This window comes from Rhodococcus sp. PAE-6 (assembly GCF_025290685.1).
GTDB lineage: Bacteria > Actinomycetota > Actinomycetes > Mycobacteriales > Mycobacteriaceae > Rhodococcus > Rhodococcus pyridinivorans.
This window is the reverse complement of sequence record NZ_JAOCLZ010000002.1, coordinates 256,005-282,309: the sequence shown is the minus strand read 5'-3', so window position 1 is coordinate 282,309 and position 26,305 is coordinate 256,005. Positions and strand designations below refer to the sequence as shown.

The window sequence follows — 26,305 nt, the reverse complement described above, 5'->3', positions numbered from 1 at the left end:
CTCACTTCGAGCCGATCTTCAGACCGATCGAGTGCGGGATGTGGTCGGTCGACAGACGCTGACGGAACACCCAGTACGTCCAGCCCTGGTAGGCGAGGACGACCGGGGTCATGAACGCTGCGGCCCACGTCATGACTTTCAGTGTGTACGGGCTCGACGACGCGTTCTCGATCGTCAGCGACCAGGACGGGTCGAGGGTCGACGGCATGACGTTCGGGAACAGCGACGCGAACAGCAACACCGAGGTCGCGGCGATCGCGACGGTGGTGAACACGAACGCCCAGCCCTCACGCGCGACGATGGTCAGCGCGACCACCGCGAGCAGGGAGATCGCCGCCACGGCGACGAGCGCGATCGTCCAGCCCTTGCCGTAGGCGAGTTGGGTCCACACCACGAACGCACCGGCCACGAGGACGGCGGGCACGGCCAGCTTCCGCGACATCGCCACGGCATCCGTCCGGACCTGTCCCTCGGTCTTGAGCGCGATGAACACCGCGCCGTGCAGCGCGAAGACCAGCGCCGTCGTCGCACCGCCGAGCAGGGCGTACGGGTTCAGCAGGTCGAAGAATCCGCCGACGTACTGCTTGTCGGCGTCGATCGCCACGCCGCGCACGATGTTCGCGAACGCCACACCCCACAGCACGGCGGGCACCCACGAGCCGAAGATGATCCCCCAGTCGCAGCGGCGACGCCAGGTCGGATCGTCGACCTTGCCGCGCCACTCGATGGCGCACACCCGCACGATCAGGGCGAGCAGGATCAGCAGCAGCGGGAGATAGAAGCCGGAGAAGAGGGTCGCGTACCACTCGGGGAACGCCGCGAACAGCGCACCACCCGCGGTGATGAGCCAGACCTCGTTGCCGTCCCAGACCGGACCGATCGTGTTGAGCAGCACCCGGCGCCGGGTGTCCGCCTCGACGGTCCTACCGCGGCCGAGCACCGGGAAGTGCATGCCCACACCGAAGTCGAACCCCTCGAGGACGAAGTAGCCGGTGAACAATACTGCGATGAGAATGAACCAGATTTCCTGAAGCCCCATGTCCGCCCACTCCTAGTACGCGAAGGACAGCTGTTTCGGCTGCGTGTCGTCGGTGTCGTCGTCGGAGCCCGGCGGTTGCGCGTCGTGCTCCTGCGGGCCTTCCATCGCGTACTTGCGGATGAGCCAGAACCACACCACGCCGAGCGCTGCGTAGACGAGGGTGAAGGCGATCAGCGAGGTGAGCACCGTTCCTGCCGCATGATCGGAGACACCCTGGTCGACGGTGAGCCGGATCCTGTCCACGCCCGTGGGATTCGGATGCACCACCCAGGGCTGCCGGCCCATCTCGGTGAAGATCCAGCCCGCACTGTTGGCGAGGAAGGGCGTGGGGATCGCGACGAGCGACAGCGTCGAGAACCACCTCTGGTCGGGCACCCGGCCGCCGCGGGTGACCCACAGCCCGGCCAGGGCCAGGGCCGCGGAACCGGCGGCGAGGCCGATCATCGCGCGGAACGACCAGTAGGTGACGAACAGGTTGGGCTTGTAGTTGCCGGGGCCGAATTGCTGTTCGTACTGCGCCTGCAGGTCCTCGACGCCCTGGAGGGTCACGCCGCTGAACTCGCCCTGCGCGAGGAAGGACAGCACGTAGGGCACGTCGAGGACGTGGATCACGCCGTCGCAGTCGTTGTGCGTGCCGATCGTGAGGATCGAGAAGTTGGGGTCGGTCTCGGTGTGGCACAGCGACTCGGCCGAGGCCATCTTCATCGGTTGCTGCTCGAACATGAGCTTGGCCTGGACGTCACCGGTGACGAACAACCCGATGCCCGAGATGATCATGACCATCAGGCCGAGGCGGGTCGCGGGGCGGAACAGTCCGCGGGCGTCGTTCTCGAGGCGCTGGGCCTCCTCGGGTTCCGAGGTGCGGATCTCGGCGGCGCGTCGCATGTTGCGGACCATCCACCAGCCACCGATGCCGGCGACGAAGGTTGCGGCGGTGAGGAATCCGCCGGCGACCGCGTGGGGGAAGGCTGCGAGCGCGGTGTTGTTGGTGAGCAGTTCCCAGATGCTCGTCAGCTCGGCGCGGCCGGTCTCGGGGTTGTAGGTGGCCCCGACGGGATGCTGCATGAACGAGTTCGCCGCGATGATGAAGAAGGCGGAGGCGTTCACGCCGATCGCGACGAGCCAGATGGTCGCGAGGTGCACGAGTTTCGGCAGGCGCGTCCAGCCGAAGATCCACAGGCCGAGGAAGGTCGACTCCATGAAGAAGGCGACGAGACCTTCGAGGGCGAGGGGTGCGCCGAAGACGTCGCCGACGAAGCGGGAGTACTCGCTCCAGTTCATGCCGAATTGGAATTCCTGCACGATGCCGGTCGCGACACCGAGCGCGAAGTTGATCAGGAACATCTTCCCGAAGAACTTCGTGAGGCGGTACCAGTGATCCTTGCCGGTGACCACCCACATCGTCTGCATGATCGCGACGAGCGGCGCGAGGCCGATCGTCAACGGCACGAGGATGAAGTGATACACCGTCGTGATCCCGAACTGCCACCGGGACAGATCCAAGACGTCCATTGCCACTCCGAGTGAGGCCCGGTCGATACGGAGATCCAGAGCGGGGCCGACGCTGCGGTTCTCGTTCGCGAAGACACGCCGGTAGTACTGCTCCGGCCTTGCTACTACCGAATGTAGTAGCGATTGCGCGAAGTGGGACAGGTTCGTGTCGCCCGACACATCGGACTCACGTCACATCGGATACGGATCACCCGCGGGGGCACACCCGCCGCCACTCAGGAAGCTGTATCGACCGATTCGCTCACGAAGCGGCGTCGACCGCCTCGTCGACGAGGCCTTCGATCTCGCCCTCCTGGACCCGCGAGACCAGCGCGTGCCCGTTGAGGGTGTGCACCCGCACCGCGAGCGCCACGCTGGAGATCAGCCAGAGACCGTCGGCGACGACGAGATCCGCCGGGCGCAGCGGCTCGTACCGGACCGTGAAGTCCCGCTCCCCCGCCAGGTCGAACAGTGCCTGCTGCGTGGTGCCGGGGAGGATCCCCTGCTCCGGCGGCGGAGTGAGCAATGTCCGGCCACGCGCGACGAGCACCGTCGACCGCGGACCCTCGAGCACGTAGCCCTCGGCACTGACGAAGATCACGTCGTCGGCGCCGACCGACTCGGCGTGACGCAGTGCCGCCATGTTCGTCGCGTACGACAACGTCTTGGCACCGAGGAGCTGCCACGGCGCCTTCTGCGCCAGATCGGTCGAAAAACCCCGTTCGAGGGTCACCACGGACACGCCGTCGCGCCGTGCGATGCCGACACGCTCGGCCACCGGCGTCACGAGCAGGAAGGCCGTCGGCGTGTCGGCGCCCTCACGACCACGCGTGTAGACCAGGCGCAGCACGCCCTCCTGCTCGGCGCCCCACTGTTCGAGTGCCACGTCGACGGCGAGCCGCCAGTCGTCGCGATCGGGTTCGGGCAACTGTGCGGCGGCCGCGGACGCCGCGAGCCGGGCGAGATGCAGTTCGAGCGCACGCGCCCGGCCGCCTCGCACGAGCAACGTCTCGAACACCCCGTCGCCACGAAGAACACCGAAATCGTCGGCGTGCAGAAGGGGTGCGTCCGCATCCCTCACCTCGCCGTCCAGCGTCACCAGCACCCGCTCAGCCATGGCGCTCAGCCTAGCCACTGGCAGACCTGTCGGCCGGTTCCCCATAGACTGGTGTCGTGACCGAGTCTCCGATCGTGTCCGAAAGCGCCCTTCTCGCACTTCCCGGCGCAGTCGCCTCGCCTTCCGGCGGGCCCGATGCCGGACTTCCCTGGCATTACGGCGACCCGCTCGGCGAGCAACGTGCCGCCGCCACGTCCGCCGCCGTGGTCGACCGTTCCACCCGCTTCGTCCTCGCTGTTCCGGGCGACGAACGCCTGAGCTGGCTGCACACCATTTCCAGCCAGCACATCGCGTCGCTCCCGAACGGCACCTCCGCCGAGAACCTGAGCCTCGACGCGAACGGCCGCGTCGAACACCACTTCGTGCAGACCGACCTCGACGGCGTGACGTGGATCGACACCGAAGCCGACCGCGGACCCGACCTGCTGGCCTTCCTGAAGAAGATGGTGTTCTGGGCGAAGGCAGAACCCCGCGACGGCAACGAACTCGCGGTCCTGAGCCTCCTCGGGCCGGATGCCGGCAGCCCCGCCGTGCTCGCCGTGCTCGGGATCGACGCGCTGCCGGCCGAACACTATGCCGCCGTCGCCCTGCCCGCCGGTGGCTTCGTCCGCCGCATGCCGTGGCCCACCGAGCACTCCTTCGACCTCCTGGTGCCACGCGAGTCGCTCACCGCGATCTTCACCGCCCTGCGGGACGCCGGCGCGCGTCCGGCCGGCAGCTGGGCGTTCGAGGCCCTGCGCGTCGAAGCGGTCCGTCCCCGGATCGGTGTCGATACCGACGAGCGCACCATCCCCCACGAGGCCCGCTGGGTCGGCGGACCCGAGCAGTACGGCGCCGTCCACCTCGACAAGGGCTGCTACCGCGGTCAGGAGACCGTCGCGCGGGTCCACAACCTCGGCAAGCCCCCGCGACATCTCGTCCTTCTCCATCTCGACGGCTCGGCCGACGGACGACCCGAGACGGGCGACGACATCACCGCCGGAGGTCGCGCGGTCGGACGCATCGGCACGATCGTCGACCATCACGAACTCGGGCCGATCGCGCTTGCGCTCGTCAAGCGCACCATCACGCCCGACACGGCCCTCGTCGCAGGACCGTGCGCGGCGTCCATCGACCCCGACTCCATCCCTCCCGACGACGGCATCCAGGCAGGAAGGGCGGCGGTCGACCGATTGCGCGGCCGGTGACCGCCGAGACGGCCGGCACGCGGCCGGCGACCTCGGGGACCGTCGCAGCGGTCTGCGTCGTGCACACGCTGCACGAGACCGGACTGCGGCGTAATCCCGTCACCGCGATCGACAAGCGTCCCGTCGACGGGCCGGTGCACGTCGGCGAGCTCGGCTTGACCGGCGACCGCCAGTGCGACACCGCCAACCACGGCGGCGTCCACAAGGCCGTCTACGCCTTCTCTCAGGACGAGTCGCGCCGCTGGGGCACCGAACTCGACCGGGAACTGCCCATCGGCTGGTTCGGCGAGAATCTGCACGTCGCCGGGTTCTCCCCCACCGACGCCGTCATCGGCGAGCGGTGGCGCGTCGGCGACGGCGGTCTGCTCCTCGAGGTGACCGGCCCCCGTACCCCTTGCCGCACCTTCGCGATCCGTTCGGAGGAGGGCGACTGGGCCACCCGGTTCGTCGCTCGCGGCGATTGCGGCGCGTACCTGAAGGTGATCTCCGAGGGACCGGTGGCCGCGGGCGACCGCATCGTCGTCGAGCACGTCCCCTCCCACGCGGCCACGGTGCGCGATCTGTTCACCGGGCAGGGCCACGAGCGGGTCGCCGCGATGCTCGAGCAGCAGGCCGACATCGCTCCCAGCGTCGCCGACAAGGCCCGCCGCCTCGCCGGACGACCACAGGAGGGGCGGGCACGGAAGGGAGAGAGTCGTTGAGCGTCGAACTGGTCGAGGTGGTGCGCTCGGGCTTCCGGGAGTGCATCCACCGCGGCTCGCTGATCGTTCTGGACCCGGACGGCGAGGTCCTCGTCTCGCTGGGCGAGGTGCACACGCCGATCTATCCGCGGTCGTCGAACAAGCCGATGCAGGCGGTCGCGCTGCTGCGCGCCGGCTTCGTCCCCCGCGACTCCGCCGAACTCGCGATCGCCACGGCGTCGCACGAAGGTGAGGCCGACCACGTGGAGGCCGTCGAGCGGATCCTGTCCGGTGCCGGTTTCACCGAGAAGGACCTGCGCTGCCCGACGGATCTGCCCGGCAACGAACTCACCCGCGCCGAGGTGCTCGCCGCCGGACGCACGCCGCGGTCGATCTACATGAACTGCTCGGGCAAGCACGCGGCGATGCTCGCGGCGTGCGCGGCGAACGGCTGGGACACCGACGGCTACACCGACGCCGGCCACCCGCTGCAGCAGCTGGTGACCGAGACGATCCTCGAACTGACCGGCGACATCGAGGACACCGATCTCGGAATCGACGGCTGTGGTCTGCCGATCGTGCCCGTCCCCCTGTTCAATCTCGCCCGCGCCTACTCGCGGCTCGCGACGGCGGAGGTCGGCACGCCCGAGCGCGCCGTCGCCGACGCGGTGCGCGAGCATCCGTTCCTGATCTCCGGCACCGGCAAGGACGATCTGAAGCTCATGCGCGCGGTGGGCGGTCTGCTGTGCAAGGCGGGCGCCGACGGGATCCACGCCGGCGCGCTGCCGGACGGCACATCTTTCGCCTTCAAGATCGACGACGGGCACGAGCGGGCACGCCTCCCGCTCACCGCGGCCCTGCTCCACCGCCTCGGAGCGGGTGCCGCCGCGAACGCCGCGACCTTCGATTCCGAACGGCTGGCGGTGCTCTCGTCGGCACCGGTCTTCGGTGGTGGCGTGCGAGTCGGCACCGTCCGGGCCGTCCCGGGGGTGTTCTGAAGGGCATCTCTATCACATTTCAACAGCATTCATGCAGGTCGGGTCGTTATGAGGCGTAACGGACACCGGCCCAGCCGGGTGTGTGGAGGCGCAACCGAAGTTTCCACGCTAAAGTGGGCGTCAGGAAAATACTCAACACACCGGGGCCGCCACTTTTCCCCAGGCCGCCCCGTCAAAGCGCGAGGGGGTTGGCCATGGGCCGCGGCCGGGCTAAGGCAAAGCAGACCAAGGTTGCACGGCAACTCAAGTACAGCTCGCCGTCCACCGACTTCGAGAGCCTCCAGCGAGAGCTGTCTGGCGGAGCAACCAACTCGCAGCGGGACGAAGTCTTCGCCGAGCAACGTTCCGGTTGGGACGACGACTACGACGACGACTGGCGTCGCTGACCTGATATCACTCTCCGACGGAGGGGGAGGCCGACTTTCGGCTCCCCCTCCGTCGGTGGTGTGGTCGGCGTTCGACGCGAGGCCGGACGGCGCTCGTCACCGTCCGCAGCCTTCGAGCCTGTGACTTCCGAGTTCACAACACGGCAGTAGCCGAAAGGCCGGTTCCCCCATTCATCCTGGGGGAACCGGCCTTTCGTCGTGTTCGCGTCGGGCGACGCGCGCCCGTCAGAAGCGCGGGTGGTCTCCGAGCAGCACCGCGCGCTCGTCGGCGCCGTCCTGCGCCTTGCGGACCGTGCCGAGCGTCCAGCAGTCGATGTGCCGGGCGGTGAGCACCGCCAGAGCCCGGTCGACGTCCTCGGGGGCCACGATGGCCACCATGCCGACGCCCATGTTGAAGGTCTTCTCCATCTCGACCCGCTCGACCCGTCCGCGCTGCGCGATGAGGCCGAAGACCGGAGCCGGGCTCCAGGTGGTGCGGTCGAGCTCTGCGACGAGCCCCTTGGGCATCACGCGCGCGAGGTTCGCGGCGAGACCACCACCGGTGACGTGGCAGAAGGTACGCACCTCGGTCTCGGCGGCGAGCGCGAGGCAGTCCTTGGCGTAGATACGGGTGGGCTCGAGCAGCTCCTCGCCGAGGGTGCGACCGAACTCGTCGACGTGCGCCGTCAGGCTCATCTTGCCGATGTCGAGCAGCACCTTGCGGGCGAGCGAGTAGCCGTTCGAGTGCAGACCCGAGGCGCCCATCGCGATGACGACGTCGCCGGGGCGCACGCGGTCGGGTCCGAGCAGCTTCTGGGCCTCGACGACACCCACGCCGGTCGCGGACAGGTCGTAGTCGTCGGCGGCCATGACGCCCGGGTGCTCGGCGGTCTCGCCACCGAGCAGCGCGCAGCCGGCCTGGACGCAGCCCTCGGCGATGCCGGCGACGATCTCCGCGACCCGCTCGGGCACCACGCGGCCGACGGCGATGTAGTCCTGCAGGAAGAGCGGCTCGGCGCCGCAGACCACAAGGTCGTCGACGACCATGGCGACGAGGTCGAGACCGACCGTGTCGTGCTTGTCGAGTGCCTGCGCCACCGCGAGCTTGGTGCCGACACCGTCGGTGGACGCCGCGAGCAGCGGCTCCTTGTATCCGTCCTTGAGCGCGAACAGACCGGCGAACCCACCCAGGCCGCCCATGACCTCCGGGCGGGTGGCCCTCTTCGCGTGCGGGGCGAACAGTTCGACGGCTCGGTCACCGGCCTCGATGTCCACGCCCGCCGCGGCGTAGGAAGCTCCGGGGGTTGCGTCCTCGGTCATGAGTTGTCGGCTCCAGCCTCGAGTTGTGTCTTGTCGTGAAATATCTGGCTACATGCGGGCAGGCACACCTGCGTCCGGGCATGCGAAACGCACGCCGAACCGTGCCGACCGCGGCACTTACGGTACCCGACCAGCTTCTACGGCCGACTGAGAACGTCCGCGTTGTCGTTGTCCAACACGGTCGGGGTGGCCGAATCGGTGTCGACGACGCCGGCGAGGACGTCCTTGCCCGCCTGGTGTTCGCTGGGGAGGGCGATCGGGTAGTGGCCGTCGAAACATGCAGCGCACAAACGGGATGCGGGCTGCTCGGTGGCGCCGATCATGCCGTCGATCGAGATGTAGCCGAGCGAGTCGGCACCGATCGACCTGCGCACCATCTCGACCATCTCGTCGTAGTCGTGCCCCTCCTCGACGGTGTCGCGGGTACCTGCACCATTGGCGATCAGCTCGGCCGGCGACGCGAAGTCGATGCCGTAGAAGCAGGGCCACTTGACCGGCGGCGAGGCGATGCGCACGTGGATCTCGAGAGCACCGGCCTCGCGCAGCATGCGGATCAGGGCGCGCTGGGTGTTGCCACGCACGATCGAGTCGTCGACGACGACGAGGCGCTTACCGCGGATCACCTCGCGCAACGGGTTGAGCTTGAGCCGGATACCGAGCTGGCGGATGGTCTGGCTGGGCTGGATGAAGGTGCGGCCGACGTAGGCGTTCTTCATCAGGCCCTGGCCGTACGGGATCCCCGAGCCCTGCGCGTAACCGACGGCGGCCGGGGTGCCCGACTCGGGTACCGGGATGACCAGATCGCCGTCGATCGGGTGTTCCTTCGCGAGCCGGCGGCCGATCTCCACGCGGGTCGCGTGGACGGAGCGACCGGCGATGGTCGAGTCGGGGCGCGCGAGGTAGACGTACTCGAAGACGCAGCCCTTGGGTTCGGGGTTCGCGAAGCGCGACGAGCGCACACCGTCCGCGTCGATCGCGAGCAGTTCGCCGGGCTCGATGTCGCGAACGAAGGAGGCACCGACGATGTCGAGGGCGGCGGTCTCGCTGGCGACGACCCAGCCGCGGTCGAGGCGTCCGAGGCACAGCGGGCGGATACCCCAGGGGTCGCGGGCCGCGTAGAGGGTGTGCTCGTCCATGAAGGTCAGGCAGAACGCGCCGCGCAGCTGCGGGAGCAGCTTCATCGCGGCCTCTTCGATCGTGCTGTCCTTCGCGCCGTGAGCGAGCAACGCACCGACGGTGTCGGAGTCGGAGTTCGCCGCACCGGGCCGTGTGGGATCGAGCACGCCGAGACGACGTCCGCGTTCGGCGAGTTCGGCGGTGTTGACGAGGTTGCCGTTGTGGCCGAGCGCGACGCCCGAGCCGGCGGCGGTGGTGCGGAAGATCGGCTGCGCGTTCTCCCAGGTCGTCGACCCGGTTGTGGAATAACGGCAGTGGCCGATGGCGATGTGGCCGGTCATCGCGGCGAGCGTCTGCTCGTCGAAGACCTGGCTGACGAGACCGAGATCCTTGAACACGAGCACCTGCGAACCGTCGGCCACGGCGATGCCCGCAGCTTCCTGCCCTCGGTGCTGCAGCGCATAAAGACCGTAGTAAGTGAGCTTCGACACGTCCTCGCCGGGAGCCCACACTCCGAACACTCCGCACTCTTCGCGGGGTTCGTTCTCGGGTTCGGTGGAGGCGAGAAGATTACGTGTGTGGACCGACAGATCGGCACTGGTCACGGACGTGCTCCCTGAGGCTGGACAAGCGGGGCTCCCCCCATTCTACGGGCAGCGCGGGGTGCTTCTTCCCGGACGCCCGGCGTGAACCCCGGCAAACGTCAGAGTCGGGCGATCGGGAGCAGCCGTCCGATCTCCGCTGCGCGCCCACCCGACGCCTCCACCGCACCCGAGTCCACGGCCCCGGCGAAATCGATGCTGCCGACCACCAGACGCAGCCACGTCCGCGGATCGGTCTCGACGACGTTCGGTGGTGTCCCCCGCGTGTGACGCGGGCCTTCGATGCACTGGACGGCCACGAAAGGCGGCACCCTAACCTCCACACTCGACCCAGGGGCTATCTGCTCGAGGCTGCGGGCACTGAGCCGCACAGCGGCGGCGAGATCGGAGCGCGGCGGTTTCTCGTCGCTCTCCCCCCTCATCCACGGACCCACCCGTTCGAGAGCTGCGCGCAGTTCGGCGGGATCGACGGGTCTCCGGGGTGCCATGGCAGCACACCCTAGCGACGCGCGTCGCGCTCGGAAGTACGCAGCCTCGTCGCGATGCCCACGGCGACGGCCCCGCCGGCGTTGATCGCCAGGTGCAGGAGCATCGGCGCGACGACGCTGCCGGTCCGTCGTCGCAGTTCGTCGAACACCACCCCGCTCAGGGCGGTGAGCGCGACGGTTCCGGGCACCGAGTCCCCGGCGTGCCGGGCGGGGGCGACGTGCCAGAGCCCGAAGGCTACCGAGGTCAGCACCCGGTGCCACCTCCGTGACTCGCGGCGGGTCAGTGCGTACAGAACCGATCGGAACAGCAGCTCCTCGGCCAGGACCGTCCCGAAGGGGATGTGCACGAAGACCCACTCGGTGTGGTCGGCGCGTCGCGCTCCGGCGGCCATCCGCCGTCGTACGGGTGGGACGGCGAGCATCACCGTGTAGGCCGCGACGGGCAGGACCACCGACGCGGTCCCCCACCGCAGGCCCTTCCCTGCCCCGCGCCAGCCGAGCTCGGTTGCGGAGACCCCGGCCGCGCGGGTCGCCGCGGCGAGCGCGACTCCGAATCCGGCGTTCGCTGCGGCCCGGCCGCGCGGACCGAGATCCATCGCCGGGAGGACGAGGTTGTTCCACGCGACCAGCGCGGCGGCACATCCCGCAGCGGTGCAGCTCACGGCGGTGCCGGTCACTGCAGCGACTCGCGATGTCATTTCTCGGGCCCGTCGTCCTCCGCGAACGCCTCGAGGGCGATGCGCACCCGCTCGGTGTCGTTCTCGGTCCAGCCCTCGGGCTGGGTGATCTCGATCCATCCCTCGAGCACCGCCGACCCGTAGTTGTGGCCGTGTCCGTCGGGGACGCCGGCAGCGTTGGTGAGGTCTGCGGAGACCTGCCAGAAGGTGACGAAGGGGAACCACCGCATCTGCGGCAGCCGGTCGCGTCCGGGCGGCTCCGACAGCCAGTCGGGGCGGGAGAACAACAGGTCCGGCGACCACCAGACGACGGGATCCGAGGCGTGCTGGATGTAGAGCACGCGCGGCGACAGCCACGGTGTGTCGGGCTCGTGGATCGCCTCCCGGCTGTCTGCGAAGCGCACGACGAGACCGTCCGCGTACACCGGTTGCACCTCGGTCGTGCCGGGATCGCGGCGCTCGACGAGCTGCCGCCACAGACGGTTGGAGTTGGGCGGGCCCACCCACAACACCCCGTCCATCTGGGCGCGGATCTCGGCAAGGCTGTCGAAGGCACCCTCCCCCGACTGCGTGCCGAGGCTCTCGCCGTAGAGGAACAGATCGGGGCGGTCGTCCTCGGGCAGCTGCGACCAGCGTTCGTGTACCCGCTCGATCAGCATCTTGCCTGCGGCCGCAGCCTTCTCACGGTCGGCGAGGAAGGAGATCCAGCTCGGGAGGTAGGAGTACTGCCAGGCCACCATCGCCAGGTCGCCGTTGTGCACGAGCTCCATCGCGCGGGCCGCGGTGGGATTGACCCAGCCGGTGCCGGTGGTGGGGATCAGGACGAGCGTCGAGCGGTCGAAGGCACCGGTCCGCTCGAGTTCCGCGAGGACGAGGTCGATGCGTTCTTCCGGGGTGGGTGCGGTGTCGAGACCGACGTACACGCGGATCGGTTCCGGTGCGGGACTGCCGTTGACGGCGGTCAGTTCCTCGGCGTCGAGTCCTCGCGAGACGAAGTTGCGACCCTCGAATCCGAGCGTCTCCCAGGCCGCGAGGGACTCGGGACTGCCGGACTTTGCGGGGTCGACCGGTTGGATCGCCCCGGGACGAGTGGTGTCGTCCTCCAGGCCGAACGCCTGATTGACGATCGCGTAGGAGCCTCGGACGAGCACGCCGTCGATGAGCATGAAGGTCGCCAGCACGACGACGAGAACGCCGAGCGTGCGGGCGAGACCGAGCGGCATCCGGGTGCGGCGCATGAGCAGCATCGACACCCAGCGGACGATGTCGCGCAAGCCGCGCCACAGAGCGATGAGGGCGGCAGCGACCGCGACGCTCAGCACGATGGTGCGCAGATATCCCGAGGTCGTGGTGCCCTCGACACCCATCAGGGCGGCGAGCTGGCGTTGCTCGCCGGCGGAGAGCACGAGCGCGACGAGCGACGCGAGAACGGCCGCGACCGGAACCGCGACCTTGATGGCACGCAGCACAGGCAACGGCGGCGGCCACCATCGCCACGCGGGGAGCAGGAAGCGGGCCACGGGCCAGCCGACGACGCATCCGACGCCGTACCCGATCGTGGCGTTGATGCCGCCGATCAGGCCCTGGAAGAGCCAGTCGCGCGGAAGCAGCGACGGCGTCAGCGACCAGCAGAAGAACAGCGCGGCGAAGGCGACGCCCGTGAAGTCCAGGCCGAGCCACCCCCACACCCGCGCGGTGAGGGGGTGGCGCTCACCGAAGTCGGTGACCGCGGCGATGATCCGGCCCTGCCGGGCCTCGAACGCCGCCAGTCGATCGACCTGGGTGGCCGGCACGGTTACCCGAACAGGGCAGGCAGGGTCCCTTCCCACACCTCGCGCAGCTCGGTCATGGGGATCGAGAACAGGCCCTGGATCTCGACGGAGTCGGATCCCTCGTCGACGACGCCGATGCGCACCCACGGCATGTTGCGTGCGGTGCACATGCCCGTGAAGCGCGATTCCTCGGTGCGCGGCACGGCCACGAGCACGCGGCCGGCCGATTCGGAGAACAACGTCACGAACGGATCGGCGCCCTCGGGGAGCAGCACGCGGCAGCCGGTCTCGCCTGCGAGTGCGGCCTCGACGACGGCCTGCGCGAGACCACCCTCGGACAGGTCGTGTGCGGCGGAGATCAGGCCGTCGCGCGAACCGGCGGTGAGGATCTCCGACAGCAGCCGCTCACGGTCGAGATCGACCTTCGGCGGGACACCACCGAGGTGGTCGTGTTCGACCTGCGCCCAGATGGAGCCGTCGAACTCGTCGCGGGTCTCGCCGAGCAGGATCAGCGTCTCGCCCGGCTCGAGGCCGACGCCGGTGGGGATGCGACGGTGCACATCGTCGATCACACCGAGCACCGCGACGACCGGGGTCGGCAGGATCGCGGTGGCGCCGGTCTGGTTGTAGAAGCTGACGTTGCCACCGGTGACGGGGATGCCGAGCTTCGCGCAGCCGTCCGCGAGGCCGCGCACGGCCTGCTGGAACTGCCACATCACGCCGGGGTCCTCGGGCGAACCGAAGTTCAGGCAGTTCGAGACGGCCTTCGGCGTCGAACCGGTGACGGCGACGTTGCGGTAGGCCTCGGCGAGGGCGAGCTGGGCGCCCGTGTACGGATCGAGCTGCGTGTAGCGGCCCGAAGCGTCGGTCGCGAGCGCGATGCCGCGGCCGGTCTCCTCGTCGATACGGACCACACCGGCGTCGGCGTTCTCGGCGAGCACCGTGTTGCCGCGCACGTAGCGGTCGTACTGCTCGGTGATCCACTTGCGGCTGCACAGCGCCGGCGACGCGAGCATCTTCAGCAGCGTCTCGCGCAGCTCGTCGGCGGTCTCCGGACGCTTCAGGCCGGCGGTGGTGTTCGCGATCAGCTCGTCCTGCGAGGCCGGGCGCTCGACGGGGCGCTCGTAGACCGGGCCCTCGTGCGCGACCGTGCGCGGCGGCACGTCGACGACGGTCTCGCCGTGCCAATCGATGACGAGGCGGTCGCCGTCGGTGACCTCACCGATGACGGTGGCCAGGACGTCCCACTTCTTGCAGACGTCCATGAAGGCGTCGACGTTGTCGGGCGTGACGACCGCGCACATGCGTTCCTGCGACTCCGAGGACAGCACCTCGGCCGGGGTCATGCCCTTCGCGCGCGTCGGGACACGCTCGAGGTTGATGTGCATGCCACCGTCGCCGGCGGCGGCGAGCTCGGAGGTCGCGCAGGACAGACCGGCACCGCCGAGGTCCTGGATGCCGACGACGAGCTTCTCGCGGTAGAGGTCGAGGCAGCACTCGATGAGCACCTTCTCGGTGAAGGGGTCGCCCACCTGCACGCTCGGGAGCTTCTTGGGGCGGCCGCCGGCGCTGTCGTCGAAGGTCTCGGAGGCGAGGACGGACACGCCGCCGATGCCGTCGAGGCCGGTGCGGGCACCGAACAGGATGACCTTGTTGCCCGTGCCGGAAGCGTGGGCGAGGTGCAGGTCCTCCACGCGCATCGCACCCGCGCACAGCGCGTTCACGAGCGGGTTGCCTTGGTAGGAGGCGTCGAAGACGGTCTCGCCACCGACGTTGGGCAGGCCCAGGGAGTTGCCGTAGCCGCCGACACCGCGCACGACACCGTCGACGACGCGACGGGTGTCGGGGTGATCGGCGGCGCCGAAGCGGAGCTGGTCCATCACGGCGATCGGGCGGGCGCCCATGGCCATGATGTCGCGGACGATGCCGCCCACGCCGGTCGCGGCGCCCTGGTACGGCTCGATGTAGGACGGGTGGTTGTGCGACTCGACCTTGAAGGTGACGGCCCAGCCGTCGCCGATGTCGACGACGCCGGCGTTCTCACCGATGCCCGCGAGCATCGACTCACGCATCTCGTCGGTGGTGGTCTCGCCGAAATAGCGCAGGTGCACCTTCGACGACTTGTACGAGCAGTGTTCGGACCACATCACCGAGTACATGGCGAGTTCGGCGTCGGTGGGGCGACGGCCCAGGATCTCCTTGATCCGGGTGTACTCGTCTTCCTTCAGACCCAGCTCCCGATAGGGCTGAGCGGCGTCGGGGGTTTCGGCGGCGTGGGAGACGGTATCCACGTGCGGTGACACTGGGCGTCGGGTCCCTTCACTCTGGGATCGAAAACGGCAGGCCGGGCGGGAACTGCCGCGGATCAGTCTATCGTTGTGCAGGCGCGACGGGGTTCACCGGTGCGGGCACGAGCCCCGACGGTGTGACGGCCACCTCGGTGCCCAGCGCATCGAGGGTGACGGTGCCCGAGTGCTCCCCGTCGAATCGGTACCACCCGTCGACGAGCGTGAAGGTCGCGATCACCGGCGGTCCGCCGAGATCGACGATCCAGTACTGCGGGACGCCGGCCTCCGCGTATTCGGAGAACTTCGTGACGCGGTCGGTGCGGGCCGTGCCGTCGACGGTGACCTCCACGACCAGCTTCACCTCGGAGATCGGCGCCCGATCGGGATCGGCGTCGACGAGGGAGCGTCCCACGACGATCACGTCGGGGCACCGCACCGTCAGCGGCTTCTCCGCGACCAGCACCTCGACGCCTCCGAGCGCGCACCATTCGTCGGGCAGCTTCTCGTCGAGGAGCAACGCCAGGGTCACCGCGGCATGATCGTGCGCCGCCCCCGGCGCAGGCGCGGCGAGGAGCACGCCCTCGCACACCTCCACATGGTGCCCGTCGGATTCGGGCAGGGCCGCCCACTCGTCGAGGGACAGCAGATGATCGGGGTAGGACGGGACGTCCACTGCATTCCCCCGTTCTCTCCGACCGGACACGACCGTCTTCAGTGTGTCACCGGCGGGTGCTTCGGGGCGGGCGAACGCGGTCACGATGCCGGGGTCAGGAAAGCGGTCAGCGCCTGCGCATAGCTGGCCACGTCGTCCGCGCCCATGAACTCGCGCGCCGAGTGCATGGCGAGCTGCGGGGCGCCGACGTCGACGGTCGTGATGCCGGTCCTCGACGCGGTGATCGGGCCGATCGTCGAGCCGCACGGCAGGTCGGCGCGGTGCACGTACCGCTGCAGCGGGACCCCCGCCTGCTCGCAGGCCAGCGCGAAGGCTCCGGCGCCGGTCGCGTCGCTCGCGTAGCGCAGGTTCTGGTTCACCTTCAGGACCGGTCCGCCGTTGACCGCGATGCGGTGGGCGGGTTCGTGCCGCTCGGGGTAGTTGGGGTGCGTGGCGTGCGCCATGTCGCCGGACGCGACGATCGAGCCGGCGCGGGCGCGGAGGAACTCCTCCCGGCCGCCACCCCGGAGCAGGACGATCCGTTCGAGGACGGTGTCGAGCAGTTCCGAGAAGGCGCCGCGGTCGGACATGCTGCCGACCTCCTCGTGGTCGAACAGGGCGAGGAGCGGCATCGGGCCACCGTGCGCTGCGACGTGTGCCACGGCGGCGAGAAGGGCGTGCAGTCCGGCGTAGCAGGTGCCCTGGTTGTCGAGACGCGGTGCGCTGACCAGGTCGCGGCCCGGCCCGACGACCGCGCTCGGTGCGAGGTCGTGGGTCATCAGTTCCCAGCCGAGCACCGCGCCCGGGTCGATTCCGTGCTGCTCGGCGACCCACGCGATGAACGAGCGCGGTTCGGTGCCGACTCCCCAGACGCCGTTGACGTGGCGCTGCGGGTCGAGCTGGACGCCCTTGCGGTCCTCGGACAGGTGGATGGCGAGCTGCGGGACACGCAGGACCGGCGCGTCGACTCGGACGAGGACGTCCTCGGTCGTCTCCGCCGCGCGCACGGTGAAGCGGCCGGAGATGCCGAGGTCGCGGTCGAGCCACGAGTTGAGCCACGCACCGCCGTACGGTTCGAGTCCCACCATCCGCCAGCCCGCCGATGTGAGGTCGGGATGCTGCTTGACGCGCAGGTTGGGGCTGTCGGTGTGCCCGCCGACGATGCGGAAGGGTGCGGCCGGATCGTCGGCGACACCCTCGGTGCTCCATGCGATCAGCGACCCGCCGCGTATCAGGAAGAAGCGTCCCGGTTCGGCGGGCCAGGCCTGCTGCTCGTGCAGTTCGACGAAGCCCGCCTCGGTCAGCGCCGCGGCGACGGTGGCGCAGACGTGGAACGGCGACGGCGACAGGTCGACGAAATTACAGAGACCCCGAGCATCGGCACGCGTGGAAGACATGACTGCATCTTCGCATCACGGACAGCGGGAGCGCCGACCGAAAGCGCCGGCCCGCTCTCCTCGTACCGAGTGTCAGTGCCCCTCGGCGACGCAGAACAGGTTGCCCTCGGGGTCGGCGAGCGTCACCCAGCGGAAGTCGTCGCCCATGTCCTCACGGTGGACCTCCTTCGCGCCGGCCTGCACGAAGCGCTCGACCTCGGCGTCGAGGTCGGGGGCGGCGAGATCGAGGTGCACGCGGTTCTTCCCGGGTGTCGGATCGGACACCTTCTGGAAGCCCAGCCTGATGCCCTGTGGCAGGGCGACGATGAAGAACCAGCCGTCGTTCTCCTGCTCGATGCGGCCGCCCGTACGCTCGGCCCACCATCTCGCGATCGGAGCCGGATCGGTCGTGTCGAAGGTGATCATCGCAATGGTCGCTGTCATGGCGCGACGGTACCGCCGGGGACCGACACGCAACGCCCGTCGACGGACAGGTCCGATTTGGGTAGTCCTACTCAGGACAGGACGATTCGGCTCCGGCAGACTGATCCGCGATGTCGCGCATGGGGGATGACGACGACATCGCGCCCGGGACTTGATCGGGGGGTCGAGCTCCGGGTTGTAGGGACGAGGGATTCCGCAGCCGATCGGGACGGTGGCGGGGTCCCTCGTTCCGTCTCTCCTGTTCCGGAACTTCGGTTCGAAGGATTCCTCGAGCCCGCCGGAACGAGCGACGCCCCCACGACCCGGGAGGGTCGATGGGGGCTTCGCCGGAAAATTCCGGTCAGGCGGTCACGCGTTGACGACCGCGTCCAGCACGCTGTAGAACATGCCGAGTCCGTCATCGCTGGGGCCGGTGAGCGCCTCGGTGGCGTGCTCGGGGTGCGGCATGAGACCGACGACCCGGCCGTTCGCCGACGAGATGCCGGCGATGCCGCGCTGCGAACCGTTCGGGTTGTCGCCCGCGAAGCGGAACACCACGCGACCTTCACCCTCGAGCTCGTCGAGCACCTTCTCCGATGCCTGGTAGCGGCCCTCACCCGACTTGAGCGGGATGAGGATCTCGGCGCCGGCCTCGTAGCGCGAGGTCCACGCGGTGGTGTTCGACTCGACCTTCAGCCACTCGTCGCGGCAGACGAAGTGCAGACCGGCGTTGCGGGTGAGCGCGCCGGGCAGCAGACCCGCCTCGCACAGCACCTGGAAGCCGTTGCAGATGCCGAGGACGGGCATGCCCTTCTGCGCGGCCTCGACGACCTTGCCCATCACCGGTGCGAACCGTGCGATGGCACCGCAGCGCAGGTAGTCGCCGTAGGAGAAGCCGCCGGGCACGATCACCGCGTCGACCCCCTTGAGATCGGCGTCCCCGTGCCACAGGCTCACGGCCTCACCACCGGCGAGCTTCACCGCGCGGGAGGCGTCGACGTCGTCGAGCGTGCCCGGGAAGGTGATGACTCCGATGCGTGCGCTCATGCGTCACCGTCGATCCGCCGGATGGCCCAGTCCTCGATCACCGTGTTGGCGAGCAACGACTCGGCGATCTTCTCGAGCTCCTCGTCGCCGACGCTGCCGTCGACCTCGAGCTCGAAACGCTTACCCTGACGGACGTCGGTCACGCCCGCGAAGCCCAGCCGCGACAGCGCCCCGGTGATGGCCTGACCCTGGGGGTCGAGAATCTCGGCTTTGGGCATGACTTCGACGACGACACGCGCCACGTGCTGCTCCTCGGTAGTAGTGCTGGCGCCCGGGGACGGACACCGGACATCCAGCAGTTTACCGGCCGTGGCCACCGGGAAGGGCATCGGCCGAGGTCCCGCTCGTGCGAGACCCGTCACCCCCGTTCAACGCCGCTCGGCAGCAACGAGTTCGCGCACGCGGGGCGCGACCTCACCGGCGAAACGTTCGAGGTCGGACCGCGACCCGTCCGCGGTCTCCGCGAAGGTGCCGGAGATGTTGTAGAGCCGGCGGATCGCGGCGGGATCACGCCCGGCACGGTGCGCACCCTCGTCGACGCGGGCGCTCATCTCCCCCAGCTTCTCGGGCCCGGCGGCGAACGAACTCGGCAGCCATCCGCCGGCGAAGCGGCCGGTGACGTCGAGCATCCGCTTGCCGTAGGCGCCGAGCCAGATGCCGAGAGCGTGCGCGGGGAACGGGCCCCGCTTCGCGCCGGTCAGCCGGTAGTACGTGCCGTCGATCCCGGCCGCGCCCTTCTCGTCCGACCACAGAGCACGGATCACCTCGATCGCCTCGATCAGTGCGTCGACCGCTTCGCCGGGGCTGCGATGCGGTCCAGGCGCTCTCCGACACCACGGCGAGGTCGACGACGCCCGCCGGATCGGCAGCGGACGGCGTGACGAAGCTGCCGAAGCGGAGTTCCTGTCCGTAGTCGGTCATCGGGCTCCTCCCGACGGCATACTCGACGACATGCAACTGACCCATTTCGGCCATTCCTGCATCCTCGTCGAACACCTCGGCGCGAAGCTCCTTTTCGACCCCGGAAATTTCTCCCACGGGTTCGAGGGCATCACCGGACTCGACGCGATCCTCGTGACCCACCAGCATCCCGACCACGCCGATACCACCCGGTTGCCCGCGCTCCTCGAGGCCAACCCCGGAGCGCAGTTGTTCTCCGACCCGCAGTCGGCGAACCTGCTCGACGACGACTGGACCGCGGTGCGTCCCGGCGACGCCTTCTCGGTGGGTTCGCTGACCGTACGCGGCACCGGCGGACGGCACGCGGTGATCCACCCCGACATGCCCGTCATCGACAACACGGCCTTCCTCGTGGGCGACGACGAGAATCCGTCGCGGCTGCTGCACCCCGGCGACTCGCTGTACATCCCGCACGAGCGCGTCGACGTGCTGGCCCTGCCGTCGACCGCGCCGTGGCTCAAGATCTGGGAGGCGATCGACTACCTGCGCGCGGTGAACCCGCGGGTCGCCGTGCCGATCCACCAGGGCATCGTCAACGACAACGGTCGCGGCATCTTCTACGGCCGGTACAGCGAGATGGCGCCGGAGGGCACCGAATTCCGCGTGCTGCCGCACGAAGACGGCGTCGAGGTCTGACGCTGCGGAGCGCGAAACGGTCGTCGGCGCGGGATGTTTCGCGCTCCTACGACCGTTTCGCGCTCTGCTGTCCCAGTCGACGCCGACGGGAGGTTCAGCGGGCGGCGGCGCGACCCGCCGCCCGGCCCGAGAAGATGCATCCGCCGAGGAAGGTGCCCTCGAGCGACCGGTAGCCGTGGACGCCGCCACCACCGAAGCCGGCGACCTCACCGGCGGCGAAGAGGCCGTCGAAGACCGACCCGTCCGACCGCAGCACGCGCGACGACAGGTCGGTCTCGAGCCCGCCGAGCGTCTTGCGGGTGAGCAGGTGCAGCTTGACCGCGATGAGCGGTCCGGCCTTGGGGTCGAGGATCCGGTGCGGCGCCGCGATGCGGACGACGCGGTCGGGTGCGTAGGCCCGCGCCGAGCGCACCGCCGCGACCTGCAGGTCTTTGGTGTACTTGTTGTCCATCTCGCGGTCGCGGGCCTCGACCACCGAACGCACCTGCTCGTAGTCGAGCGGCGCCTCGGGGGTGAGTTCGTTCATGCCCGCCACGAGATCGGCGAGCGTGTCGCGGACGACGAAGTCGACACCGCGCTCCTTGAAGGCCTCGACCGGTCCGGGAGCACCCGACCTGACCCGCTGCAGCAGCAGGCGGAGGCTGCGCCCGGTGAGGTCGGGATTCTGCTCGGAGCCGGAGAGCCCGAATTCCTTCTCGATGATCTTCTGGTCGAGCACGAACCAAGTGTGGTCGTAGCCGGTGCTCACGATGTACTCGAGGGTGCCGAGCGTGTCGAAGCCGGGGAACAACGGCACCGGCAACCGCTTGCCGGTGGCGTCGAGCCACAGCGAGGACGGGCCGGGCAGGATGCGGATGCCGTGATCGGGCCACACCGGGTCGTAGTTGGTGATGCCCTCGGTGTAGTGCCACATGCGGTCGCGGTTGACGATGTTCCCGCCGGCCTTCTCGGTGATCTCGAGCATCCGGCCGTCGACGTGCGCGGGCACACCGCTGAGCATGTGCTTCGGCGGCTCCCCCATCCGCTTCGGCCAGTTCTTCTTCACGAGGTCGTAGTTGCCGCCGATACCGCCGGAGGTGACGATGACGGCTCCGGCGGAGAACTCGAACTCCCCGACGACGGTGCGGGAGGACGCCACGCCGCGCGCCGCGTCGGCGGGCTCGAGGATCGCTCCGCGCACACCGGTGGCGGCGCCGTCGGTGACGACGAGTTCGTCGACCCGGTGGCGGTGCTTCAGCGTGACGAGACCGCGTTCGACGCCTTCGCGGAGCTTGCGCTCGAAGATCTCGACGAGGCCCGGACCGGTACCCCAGGTGATGTGGAATCGCGGGACCGAGTTGCCGTGCCCTGCAGCGTCGTATCCGCCGCGTTCGGCCCAGTTGACCATCGGGAAGATCTTCAGCCCGCGCTGCTTGAGCCAGGCGTGCTTCTCCCCCGCGGCGAACTCGACATAGGCCTGGGCCCAGCGCCGCGGCCAGCGGTCCTCGATCTCGCGGTCGAAGCCGGCGGTCCCCATCCAGTCCTGCAAGGCGAGTTCGTAGGAATCCTTGATCCCGAGTCGTCGCTGTTCGGGACTGTCGACGAAGAACAACCCACCGAACGACCAGAAGGCCTGCCCACCAATGTTGTTCGAGTTCTCCTGATCGACCAGCAGAACGTTGCGACCGGCGTCGATCAGTTCACCGACCGCCACGAGCCCCGCGAGTCCCGCCCCCACCACGATCACGTCAGCATCCATGGCCGCCAACATTACCGAGCGGATGCGGCGACCGGGAGCACCGGCGGGCCAGGCGGGATCACGCCACGCGGCTGTTCGACGGACGCGGCCGCCAGGCGTGGACGGTCGGTTCGGCACCGTGGTGCAGCGCGAGGTCGACGGCGTCGAGGATCGCCTGCCGGGGTCCGGACTCGGCGAGCCGGGGAGCGGCGATCGCCAGACGCAGCAGCTCCCCGCGCCGCGCCGTCCGCGACGCGCCCATCACCATCGCGCGGCAGCGCCACACGTCCGACCCCGCACCGTCACCGAGCGCGTACAGCCGCGTCTTCGTCACGGTGCCCGCCACCAGATCGTGGATCCCCGCGTTGTCCGCCATCATCCGGAAACCGACCTGCGGAAGTGCTGTCACTGCGCCCGGCGACGCGCGCCATCGCGGTGGTGCGAACAGCCGGGTGCGCAGTCCGGTCTCCTCGAGCACACGGTCGGCGGCGAGCAGGCGCAACCGTGCTTCGTGCTCGGGCAGCGTCGCGAACTCGGCGCGACGTCGCTTCGTCGCCGCCTGGTCGTAACCGTGCAGCACGATCGCGTCGCCGCCCTCGCGTCGCTCGAGCAGCCACTCCTGCGTCGCCGGATCCCGCACGAGGCGGTAGTGGTCTTTCAGGCGGGGTGCGACGAACAGCGACAACGGCACCCCACGCGCGTCCGTCTCACGGGCGAAGGCGTCCACGAGGTCGCGCGTGACGTCCCGGATCCCCGACACCGACACGATCATCCGTCCGCTCATGCCCCCGAGCCTGCTGCACTCGGGTGAACGGCGTCCTGCCCGACCGGGAAGTCCGGATGAAGACTCGGGCCGGCGATCCGCATCCCGTTCATCGGGACAGTGTCGACGGCCACACGGAGCCGGGCATACCGTCCGGGCGTGGCAGTCCCGAACCAGACCTATACGCGCCTTCTCTCCCCCGGCACCATCGGGCCGATCACCCTGGACAACCGCGTGGTGATGCCCGCCATGGACATGAACCTCTGCGAGGACGGGGAGATCGAGCAGGGCGACATCGATCATTTCGTCGCCCGCGCGGCCGGAGGCACCGGGCTGATCGTCACCGGATGCTGCGCGGTCGCCTATCCGGCGGGATGCACCAGCACGAAGGAACCCGGCCTGTCCGAGGACCGGTTCATCCCCGGCCTCCGCGCACTGACCGACGCCGTCCACGAGGCCGGCAGCAAACTGTGCGTGCAGATGGTGCACCACGGCAAGGTCGCCCGTATCGACACCCTGCAGGGCCGGACGCAGCTCGTGCCGAGCATCCCGAAGCCGCCGAGCGACATGAGCGCCATGGCCGACTGCACGCCCGCGGAACTGCAGCGCATGGCATCGATCCAGGGTGGCGCGCAGGCCACCTACAACGAGGCCTCCGAGAGCGACATCGAATGGTTGATCCGGATGTTCGCCGAGGCCGCGGGCCGGGTCGCCGCCGCCGGAGCGGACGCCGTCGAGATCCACGCCGCCCACAACTACGTGCTCGGCGCCTTCCTCAGCCGCTACACGAACCAGCGCACCGACGGATACGGCGGGTCGCTGGAGAACCGGGCCCGGCTGACCTGCGAGGTGATCCGCGCGGTCAAGGCCGAGGTCGGCGACCGCCTCGCCGTCATCGTGCGGCTGGCAGGGCAGGAATACGGTGAGACGGACGGCCTGACCGTCGAGGAATCCGCTGCTGCCGCAGTGCTGTTCGAGCAGGCCGGTGCAGATGCCCTCCACGTCACTGGCACCGCGCTGAACGCGTTCGCGAATTTCACCGACGGCCCGTTGCCGGACAAGGTCGGCTACTACACCCACAACGCGGCGGTCATCAAGCGTGCGGTGTCGATCCCCGTCATCACCGTCGGCCGCATGCTGCCGGAGGTCGGCGAGCGAATGATCGCCGAGGGCGTCACCGACTTCGTCGCGATGGGACGTCAGTTGCTGGCCGATCCCGCGCTCGTCGCCAAGCTCAAGCAGGGCCGCAGCGAGCAGATCCGCCCGTGCATCAACTGCTATGTGTGTGTGCAGGAGAACTTCTGGGATGCCACGCCCATCTGTGCGGTCAATCCGGCGCTGGGCAACGAGACACTCGTGCCGTTCGTCCGCACTGCGGCGCCGAAGCACGTCGTCGTGGTGGGTGCCGGGCCGGGCGGCCTCGAGACTGCGCGGGTCGCCACCGAGCGCGGGCACCGCGTCACCGTCCTGGACAAGACCGACCGGCTGGGCGGGACCCTGTGGTTCTCGACCCTCACCACCCCCGACAACGAGCGGCTGCTGAAATGGCTGACGGCCGAGGTCACCCGCCTCGGCATCGACGTGCGGCTCGGCGCCGAGGCCACCTCCGCATCGATCCGCGCCCTGGAGCCGGACGTGGTGGTCGTCGCGACGGGCGCCGTGCGGGAACGTCCCACCGTGCCGGGCGGGGACTTGCCGCACGTGCACACCGGCGACAGCATGCGTGCGCTCATGACGGGTGCGGGCGACGTCTCCGATCAGTCCCCGGTGCTGCGGGTGATGGGCCGGGTGGGCAGGCTCGCCGGTATCACCACGAGCCCTCGGAGGATCCGTGATCTGAGCCGGCGGTTCCTGCGTTTCCTGCCGATGGCGAAGGACGTCGTCGTGATCGGCGGGTCGCTCGTCGGGCTCGAACTCGCGGAGTTCATGGCCGAGCGGGGAAGCCGGGTGACGCTGCTCGCCGAGGGGAAGCAGCTCGGGGTGCCGATGGCGATGCCGCGCCGGTGGACCGCCGTCAAGCACGCGCGCGAGGTCGGCCTCGAGGTGCATCGTGGTGCGACGGTTCAGCGCATCACCCCGAAGACGGTGGAGTTCACCGTGGATGGCGAGACGAAATCGGTACGCGCCCGCATGGTCGTGGTCGCGTCCGATGTGTCGGCGGCAGCACCGCTCGCCGACGAACTGGCCGGCTCGGACATCGATGTCCGCGTCGTCGGGGACGCGGGTCGGGTCGACTACATCGAGGGCGCCATCCACAGTGCCTGGAAGGTCGCGACCGAACTCTGAAAACAGGCAGGTGGCGACCGATCTGTGAAACAGCGGGTGGCGGCCGGCTCGCGCACTCACGAACCGGTCGCCACCCGTCGGATCAGGCTTCCCGGTCACCCGGCGCCGCGAACCTGTCGCGGTGCACGGCCTCCTCGAGCCGGCGCCCCTTGCGCCAGCCGAACCGTTCGAGGTCGGGTATCTCCTGGAGCCGCGTGACCGGGCCGACACACAGCCACGCGATGGGACGCACGGGTGCGCTCACTCCGACGAAGTCGGCGAGGAAGTCCTCCTCGTAGAACGACACCCATCCCACGCCGAGACCCTCGGCGGTCGCGGCGAGCCACAGGTTCTGGATCGCCAGCACGGCCGAGAACAGGCCGGATTCGTCGATGGTGTGACGGCCGAGGATGTGCTTGCCGCCGCGTTCGGGGTCGTAGGTGACGACGACGCCGGTCCCCGATTCGACGATGCCTTCGATCTTGATGGGGTCGAAGGTGCTCTTCCGGTCCTCGGGGAGCGAGTCGGCGAACGCCTGCCGGCAACCGGCGACGTGCTCGGCGAACTCCTTCAGCCGCTGTTCGTCCTGTACGACGACGAAGTCCCAGGGCTGGGTGTTGCCGACACTGGGTGCGTGATGGGCGGCCCGCAGGATGCGCATCAGCGTGTCCTCGTCGAGCCGTTCCCCGCTGAATTCTGCACGGACGTCGCGACGCATGCGGATGATGTCGTACAGCGCGTCCCGCGCTTCTGTGCCGAACATGTCAGGCCGGCAGGATCTCTTCGAGGGCGTCGAGGATCTCGGGCGCATCCGGTTCCGTGCGGGGACGGAAGCGCGCGGCGACCGTGCCGTCGGGAGCGATGAGGAACTTCTCGAAGTTCCACTGGATGTCGCCGGCCTCGCCGGAGGCATCCGGGTGCTTGGTGAGCTCGGCGTAGAGCGGATGCCGGTTCTCGCCGTTGACCTCGATCTTCTCGAGCAGCGGGAAGGTCACGCCGTAGGTGGCGGAGCAGAACTCCTGGATCTCCTCCGGCGTTCCGGGCTCCTGACCCATGAACTGATTGCACGGCACGCCCACGACGAACAGTCCGCGGTCGCGGTATTCCTGCGCGAGCTTCTCGAGTGCCGTGTACTGCGGGGTCAGGCCGCACTTGGACGCGACGTTCACGACGAGTACCGCGTGGCCCTCGTACGAGCCGAGATTCGTGGGTTCACCCGAGAGGGTGTTGATCGGGATGTCCTGGAGAGGCGTGGTCATGCATCCAAACTATCGTGTGCCCGATCACTCCCCCGAACATCGGCGTGCTACATCTTCTCCCCCGGCA

Annotated in this window: 25 protein-coding genes; 6 read left to right on the top strand and 19 right to left on the bottom strand. The window is 69.2% G+C overall.

Annotation, left to right across the window (positions count from 1 at the left end; translation table 11 throughout):
- Nucleotide 1 precedes the first annotated feature (1 nt).
- The 3 genes from cydB to NVV99_RS05800 all read right to left on the bottom strand — a co-directional run bounded on the left by cydB (nt 2) and on the right by NVV99_RS05800 (nt 3,647).
- On the bottom strand, nt 2-1,039 hold the full coding sequence (gene cydB, locus NVV99_RS05810) for a cytochrome d ubiquinol oxidase subunit II (RefSeq protein ID WP_006551807.1): 1,038 nt from the start codon (nt 1,037-1,039) through the stop codon (nt 2-4).
- Nucleotides 1,040-1,051: 12 nt separating this feature from the next.
- Complete coding sequence (locus NVV99_RS05805) at nt 1,052-2,551, bottom strand: cytochrome ubiquinol oxidase subunit I (protein WP_024103014.1); 1,500 nt, start codon at nt 2,549-2,551, stop codon at nt 1,052-1,054.
- 241 nt (nt 2,552-2,792) lie between these two features.
- Nucleotides 2,793-3,647, bottom strand: a complete 855-nt coding sequence (locus NVV99_RS05800; protein WP_024103013.1) for an aminodeoxychorismate lyase — start codon at nt 3,645-3,647, stop codon at nt 2,793-2,795.
- 56 nt (nt 3,648-3,703) lie between these two features.
- On the opposite strand from NVV99_RS05800, the gene NVV99_RS05795 reads away from it, so the two are divergent.
- The 4 genes from NVV99_RS05795 to NVV99_RS05780 all read left to right on the top strand — a co-directional run bounded on the left by NVV99_RS05795 (nt 3,704) and on the right by NVV99_RS05780 (nt 6,898).
- Nucleotides 3,704-4,834, top strand: a complete 1,131-nt coding sequence (locus NVV99_RS05795; protein ID WP_019290027.1) for a folate-binding protein YgfZ — start codon at nt 3,704-3,706, stop codon at nt 4,832-4,834.
- Nucleotides 4,831-5,535, top strand: a complete 705-nt coding sequence (locus tag NVV99_RS05790) for an MOSC domain-containing protein (RefSeq protein WP_024103012.1) — start codon at nt 4,831-4,833, stop codon at nt 5,533-5,535. The genes NVV99_RS05795 and NVV99_RS05790 overlap by 4 nt, the downstream gene beginning before the upstream one ends.
- Entirely contained in the window at nt 5,532-6,512 is a 981-nt protein-coding gene (locus NVV99_RS05785; protein WP_006551812.1) for an asparaginase, read from the top strand. The genes NVV99_RS05790 and NVV99_RS05785 overlap by 4 nt, the downstream gene beginning before the upstream one ends.
- A gap of 194 nt (nt 6,513-6,706) precedes the next feature.
- Nucleotides 6,707-6,898 carry a DUF3073 domain-containing protein gene (locus tag NVV99_RS05780; RefSeq protein WP_006551813.1) on the top strand — a complete coding sequence of 64 codons (192 nt, stop codon included), beginning with the start codon at nt 6,707-6,709 and terminating at the stop codon, nt 6,896-6,898.
- Between the two features lie 225 nt (nt 6,899-7,123).
- Here the strand turns inward: NVV99_RS05780 and purM are convergent, their stop codons facing one another.
- The 12 genes from purM to NVV99_RS05720 all read right to left on the bottom strand — a co-directional run bounded on the left by purM (nt 7,124) and on the right by NVV99_RS05720 (nt 19,402).
- On the bottom strand, nt 7,124-8,197 hold the full coding sequence (gene purM, locus NVV99_RS05775; RefSeq protein WP_006551814.1) for a phosphoribosylformylglycinamidine cyclo-ligase: 1,074 nt from the start codon (nt 8,195-8,197) through the stop codon (nt 7,124-7,126).
- A 137-nt stretch (nt 8,198-8,334) separates the two neighbouring features.
- Complete coding sequence (purF, locus tag NVV99_RS05770; RefSeq protein ID WP_006551815.1) at nt 8,335-9,918, bottom strand: amidophosphoribosyltransferase; 1,584 nt, start codon at nt 9,916-9,918, stop codon at nt 8,335-8,337.
- Between the two features lie 98 nt (nt 9,919-10,016).
- The gene (locus tag NVV99_RS05765; RefSeq protein ID WP_024103011.1) at nt 10,017-10,403 is read right to left on the bottom strand and encodes a sterol carrier family protein; all 387 of its coding nucleotides are present in this window, start codon (nt 10,401-10,403) and stop codon (nt 10,017-10,019) included.
- Nucleotides 10,404-10,414: 11 nt separating this feature from the next.
- Nucleotides 10,415-11,101: a CPBP family intramembrane glutamic endopeptidase gene (locus NVV99_RS05760; RefSeq protein WP_064255954.1), complete on the bottom strand. Its 687-nt coding sequence runs from the start codon at nt 11,099-11,101 to the stop codon at nt 10,415-10,417.
- Complete coding sequence (locus NVV99_RS05755) at nt 11,098-12,873, bottom strand: alpha/beta-hydrolase family protein (RefSeq protein WP_006551818.1); 1,776 nt, start codon at nt 12,871-12,873, stop codon at nt 11,098-11,100. The genes NVV99_RS05760 and NVV99_RS05755 overlap by 4 nt, the downstream gene beginning before the upstream one ends.
- Before the next feature lie 2 nt (nt 12,874-12,875).
- Entirely contained in the window at nt 12,876-15,155 is a 2,280-nt protein-coding gene (gene purL, locus NVV99_RS05750) for a phosphoribosylformylglycinamidine synthase subunit PurL (RefSeq protein WP_024103009.1), read from the bottom strand.
- Nucleotides 15,156-15,222: 67 nt separating this feature from the next.
- Entirely contained in the window at nt 15,223-15,897 is a 675-nt protein-coding gene (locus NVV99_RS05745) for a Uma2 family endonuclease (protein WP_231911980.1), read from the bottom strand.
- Nucleotides 15,894-17,189, bottom strand: coding sequence for a M18 family aminopeptidase (locus NVV99_RS05740; RefSeq protein ID WP_024103007.1), 1,296 nt, complete (start codon nt 17,187-17,189; stop codon nt 15,894-15,896). The genes NVV99_RS05745 and NVV99_RS05740 overlap by 4 nt, the downstream gene beginning before the upstream one ends.
- 72 nt (nt 17,190-17,261) lie before the next feature.
- Entirely contained in the window at nt 17,262-17,612 is a 351-nt protein-coding gene (locus NVV99_RS05735) for a VOC family protein (RefSeq protein ID WP_024103006.1), read from the bottom strand.
- A gap of 348 nt (nt 17,613-17,960) precedes the next feature.
- Nucleotides 17,961-18,638 carry a phosphoribosylformylglycinamidine synthase subunit PurQ gene (gene purQ / locus NVV99_RS05730; RefSeq protein ID WP_006551823.1) on the bottom strand — a complete coding sequence of 226 codons (678 nt, stop codon included), beginning with the start codon at nt 18,636-18,638 and terminating at the stop codon, nt 17,961-17,963.
- The gene (purS, locus tag NVV99_RS05725; RefSeq protein WP_006551824.1) at nt 18,635-18,880 is read right to left on the bottom strand and encodes a phosphoribosylformylglycinamidine synthase subunit PurS; all 246 of its coding nucleotides are present in this window, start codon (nt 18,878-18,880) and stop codon (nt 18,635-18,637) included. The genes purQ and purS overlap by 4 nt, the downstream gene beginning before the upstream one ends.
- A gap of 126 nt (nt 18,881-19,006) precedes the next feature.
- Nucleotides 19,007-19,402 (bottom strand): LLM class flavin-dependent oxidoreductase, encoded by a 396-nt coding sequence (locus NVV99_RS05720; protein WP_006551825.1) that lies wholly within the window; start codon nt 19,400-19,402, stop codon nt 19,007-19,009.
- Nucleotides 19,403-19,589: 187 nt separating this feature from the next.
- On the opposite strand from NVV99_RS05720, the gene NVV99_RS05715 reads away from it, so the two are divergent.
- The gene (locus tag NVV99_RS05715; protein WP_024103005.1) at nt 19,590-20,234 is read left to right on the top strand and encodes an MBL fold metallo-hydrolase; all 645 of its coding nucleotides are present in this window, start codon (nt 19,590-19,592) and stop codon (nt 20,232-20,234) included.
- 94 nt (nt 20,235-20,328) lie between these two features.
- On the opposite strand, the gene NVV99_RS05710 is transcribed toward NVV99_RS05715, so the two are convergent.
- A complete protein-coding gene (locus NVV99_RS05710; RefSeq protein ID WP_024103004.1) occupies nt 20,329-21,972 on the bottom strand; it encodes an FAD-binding dehydrogenase in 1,644 nt (547 codons plus the stop codon).
- A gap of 58 nt (nt 21,973-22,030) precedes the next feature.
- Nucleotides 22,031-22,735: a DUF2334 domain-containing protein gene (locus NVV99_RS05705; protein ID WP_024103003.1), complete on the bottom strand. Its 705-nt coding sequence runs from the start codon at nt 22,733-22,735 to the stop codon at nt 22,031-22,033.
- A 138-nt stretch (nt 22,736-22,873) separates the two neighbouring features.
- Here NVV99_RS05705 and NVV99_RS05700 point away from each other — a divergent pair, with 138 nt between their 5' ends.
- Complete coding sequence (locus tag NVV99_RS05700) at nt 22,874-25,000, top strand: FAD-dependent oxidoreductase (RefSeq protein ID WP_024103002.1); 2,127 nt, start codon at nt 22,874-22,876, stop codon at nt 24,998-25,000.
- A gap of 82 nt (nt 25,001-25,082) precedes the next feature.
- Here the strand turns inward: NVV99_RS05700 and bluB are convergent, their stop codons facing one another.
- Together bluB and NVV99_RS05690 are read right to left on the bottom strand one after the other, a co-directional pair.
- A complete protein-coding gene (gene bluB, locus NVV99_RS05695; protein ID WP_024103001.1) occupies nt 25,083-25,742 on the bottom strand; it encodes a 5,6-dimethylbenzimidazole synthase in 660 nt (219 codons plus the stop codon).
- Between the two features lies 1 nt (nt 25,743).
- Entirely contained in the window at nt 25,744-26,238 is a 495-nt protein-coding gene (locus tag NVV99_RS05690; RefSeq protein WP_019290035.1) for a glutathione peroxidase, read from the bottom strand.
- Nucleotides 26,239-26,305 lie beyond the last annotated feature (67 nt).

Coding starts and splice junctions, on each gene's coding strand:
- cydB (WP_006551807.1), bottom strand. CDS start 1,039: ATGGGGCTTCAGGAAATCTGGTTCATTCTCATCGCAGTATTGTTCACC.
- NVV99_RS05805 (WP_024103014.1), bottom strand. CDS start 2,551: ATGGACGTCTTGGATCTGTCCCGGTGGCAGTTCGGGATCACGACGGTG.
- NVV99_RS05800 (WP_024103013.1), bottom strand. CDS start 3,647: ATGGCTGAGCGGGTGCTGGTGACGCTGGACGGCGAGGTGAGGGATGCG.
- NVV99_RS05780 (WP_006551813.1), top strand. CDS start 6,707: ATGGGCCGCGGCCGGGCTAAGGCAAAGCAGACCAAGGTTGCACGGCAA.
- purM (WP_006551814.1), bottom strand. CDS start 8,197: ATGACCGAGGACGCAACCCCCGGAGCTTCCTACGCCGCGGCGGGCGTG.
- NVV99_RS05765 (WP_024103011.1), bottom strand. CDS start 10,403: ATGGCACCCCGGAGACCCGTCGATCCCGCCGAACTGCGCGCAGCTCTC.
- NVV99_RS05760 (WP_064255954.1), bottom strand. CDS start 11,101: ATGACATCGCGAGTCGCTGCAGTGACCGGCACCGCCGTGAGCTGCACC.
- NVV99_RS05740 (WP_024103007.1), bottom strand. CDS start 17,189: ATGTCTTCCACGCGTGCCGATGCTCGGGGTCTCTGTAATTTCGTCGAC.
- NVV99_RS05735 (WP_024103006.1), bottom strand. CDS start 17,612: ATGACAGCGACCATTGCGATGATCACCTTCGACACGACCGATCCGGCT.
- purQ (WP_006551823.1), bottom strand. CDS start 18,638: ATGAGCGCACGCATCGGAGTCATCACCTTCCCGGGCACGCTCGACGAC.
- NVV99_RS05715 (WP_024103005.1), top strand. CDS start 19,590: ATGCAACTGACCCATTTCGGCCATTCCTGCATCCTCGTCGAACACCTC.
- NVV99_RS05710 (WP_024103004.1), bottom strand. CDS start 21,972: ATGGATGCTGACGTGATCGTGGTGGGGGCGGGACTCGCGGGGCTCGTG.
- NVV99_RS05705 (WP_024103003.1), bottom strand. CDS start 22,735: ATGAGCGGACGGATGATCGTGTCGGTGTCGGGGATCCGGGACGTCACG.
- bluB (WP_024103001.1), bottom strand. CDS start 25,742: ATGTTCGGCACAGAAGCGCGGGACGCGCTGTACGACATCATCCGCATG.
- NVV99_RS05690 (WP_019290035.1), bottom strand. CDS start 26,238: ATGACCACGCCTCTCCAGGACATCCCGATCAACACCCTCTCGGGTGAA.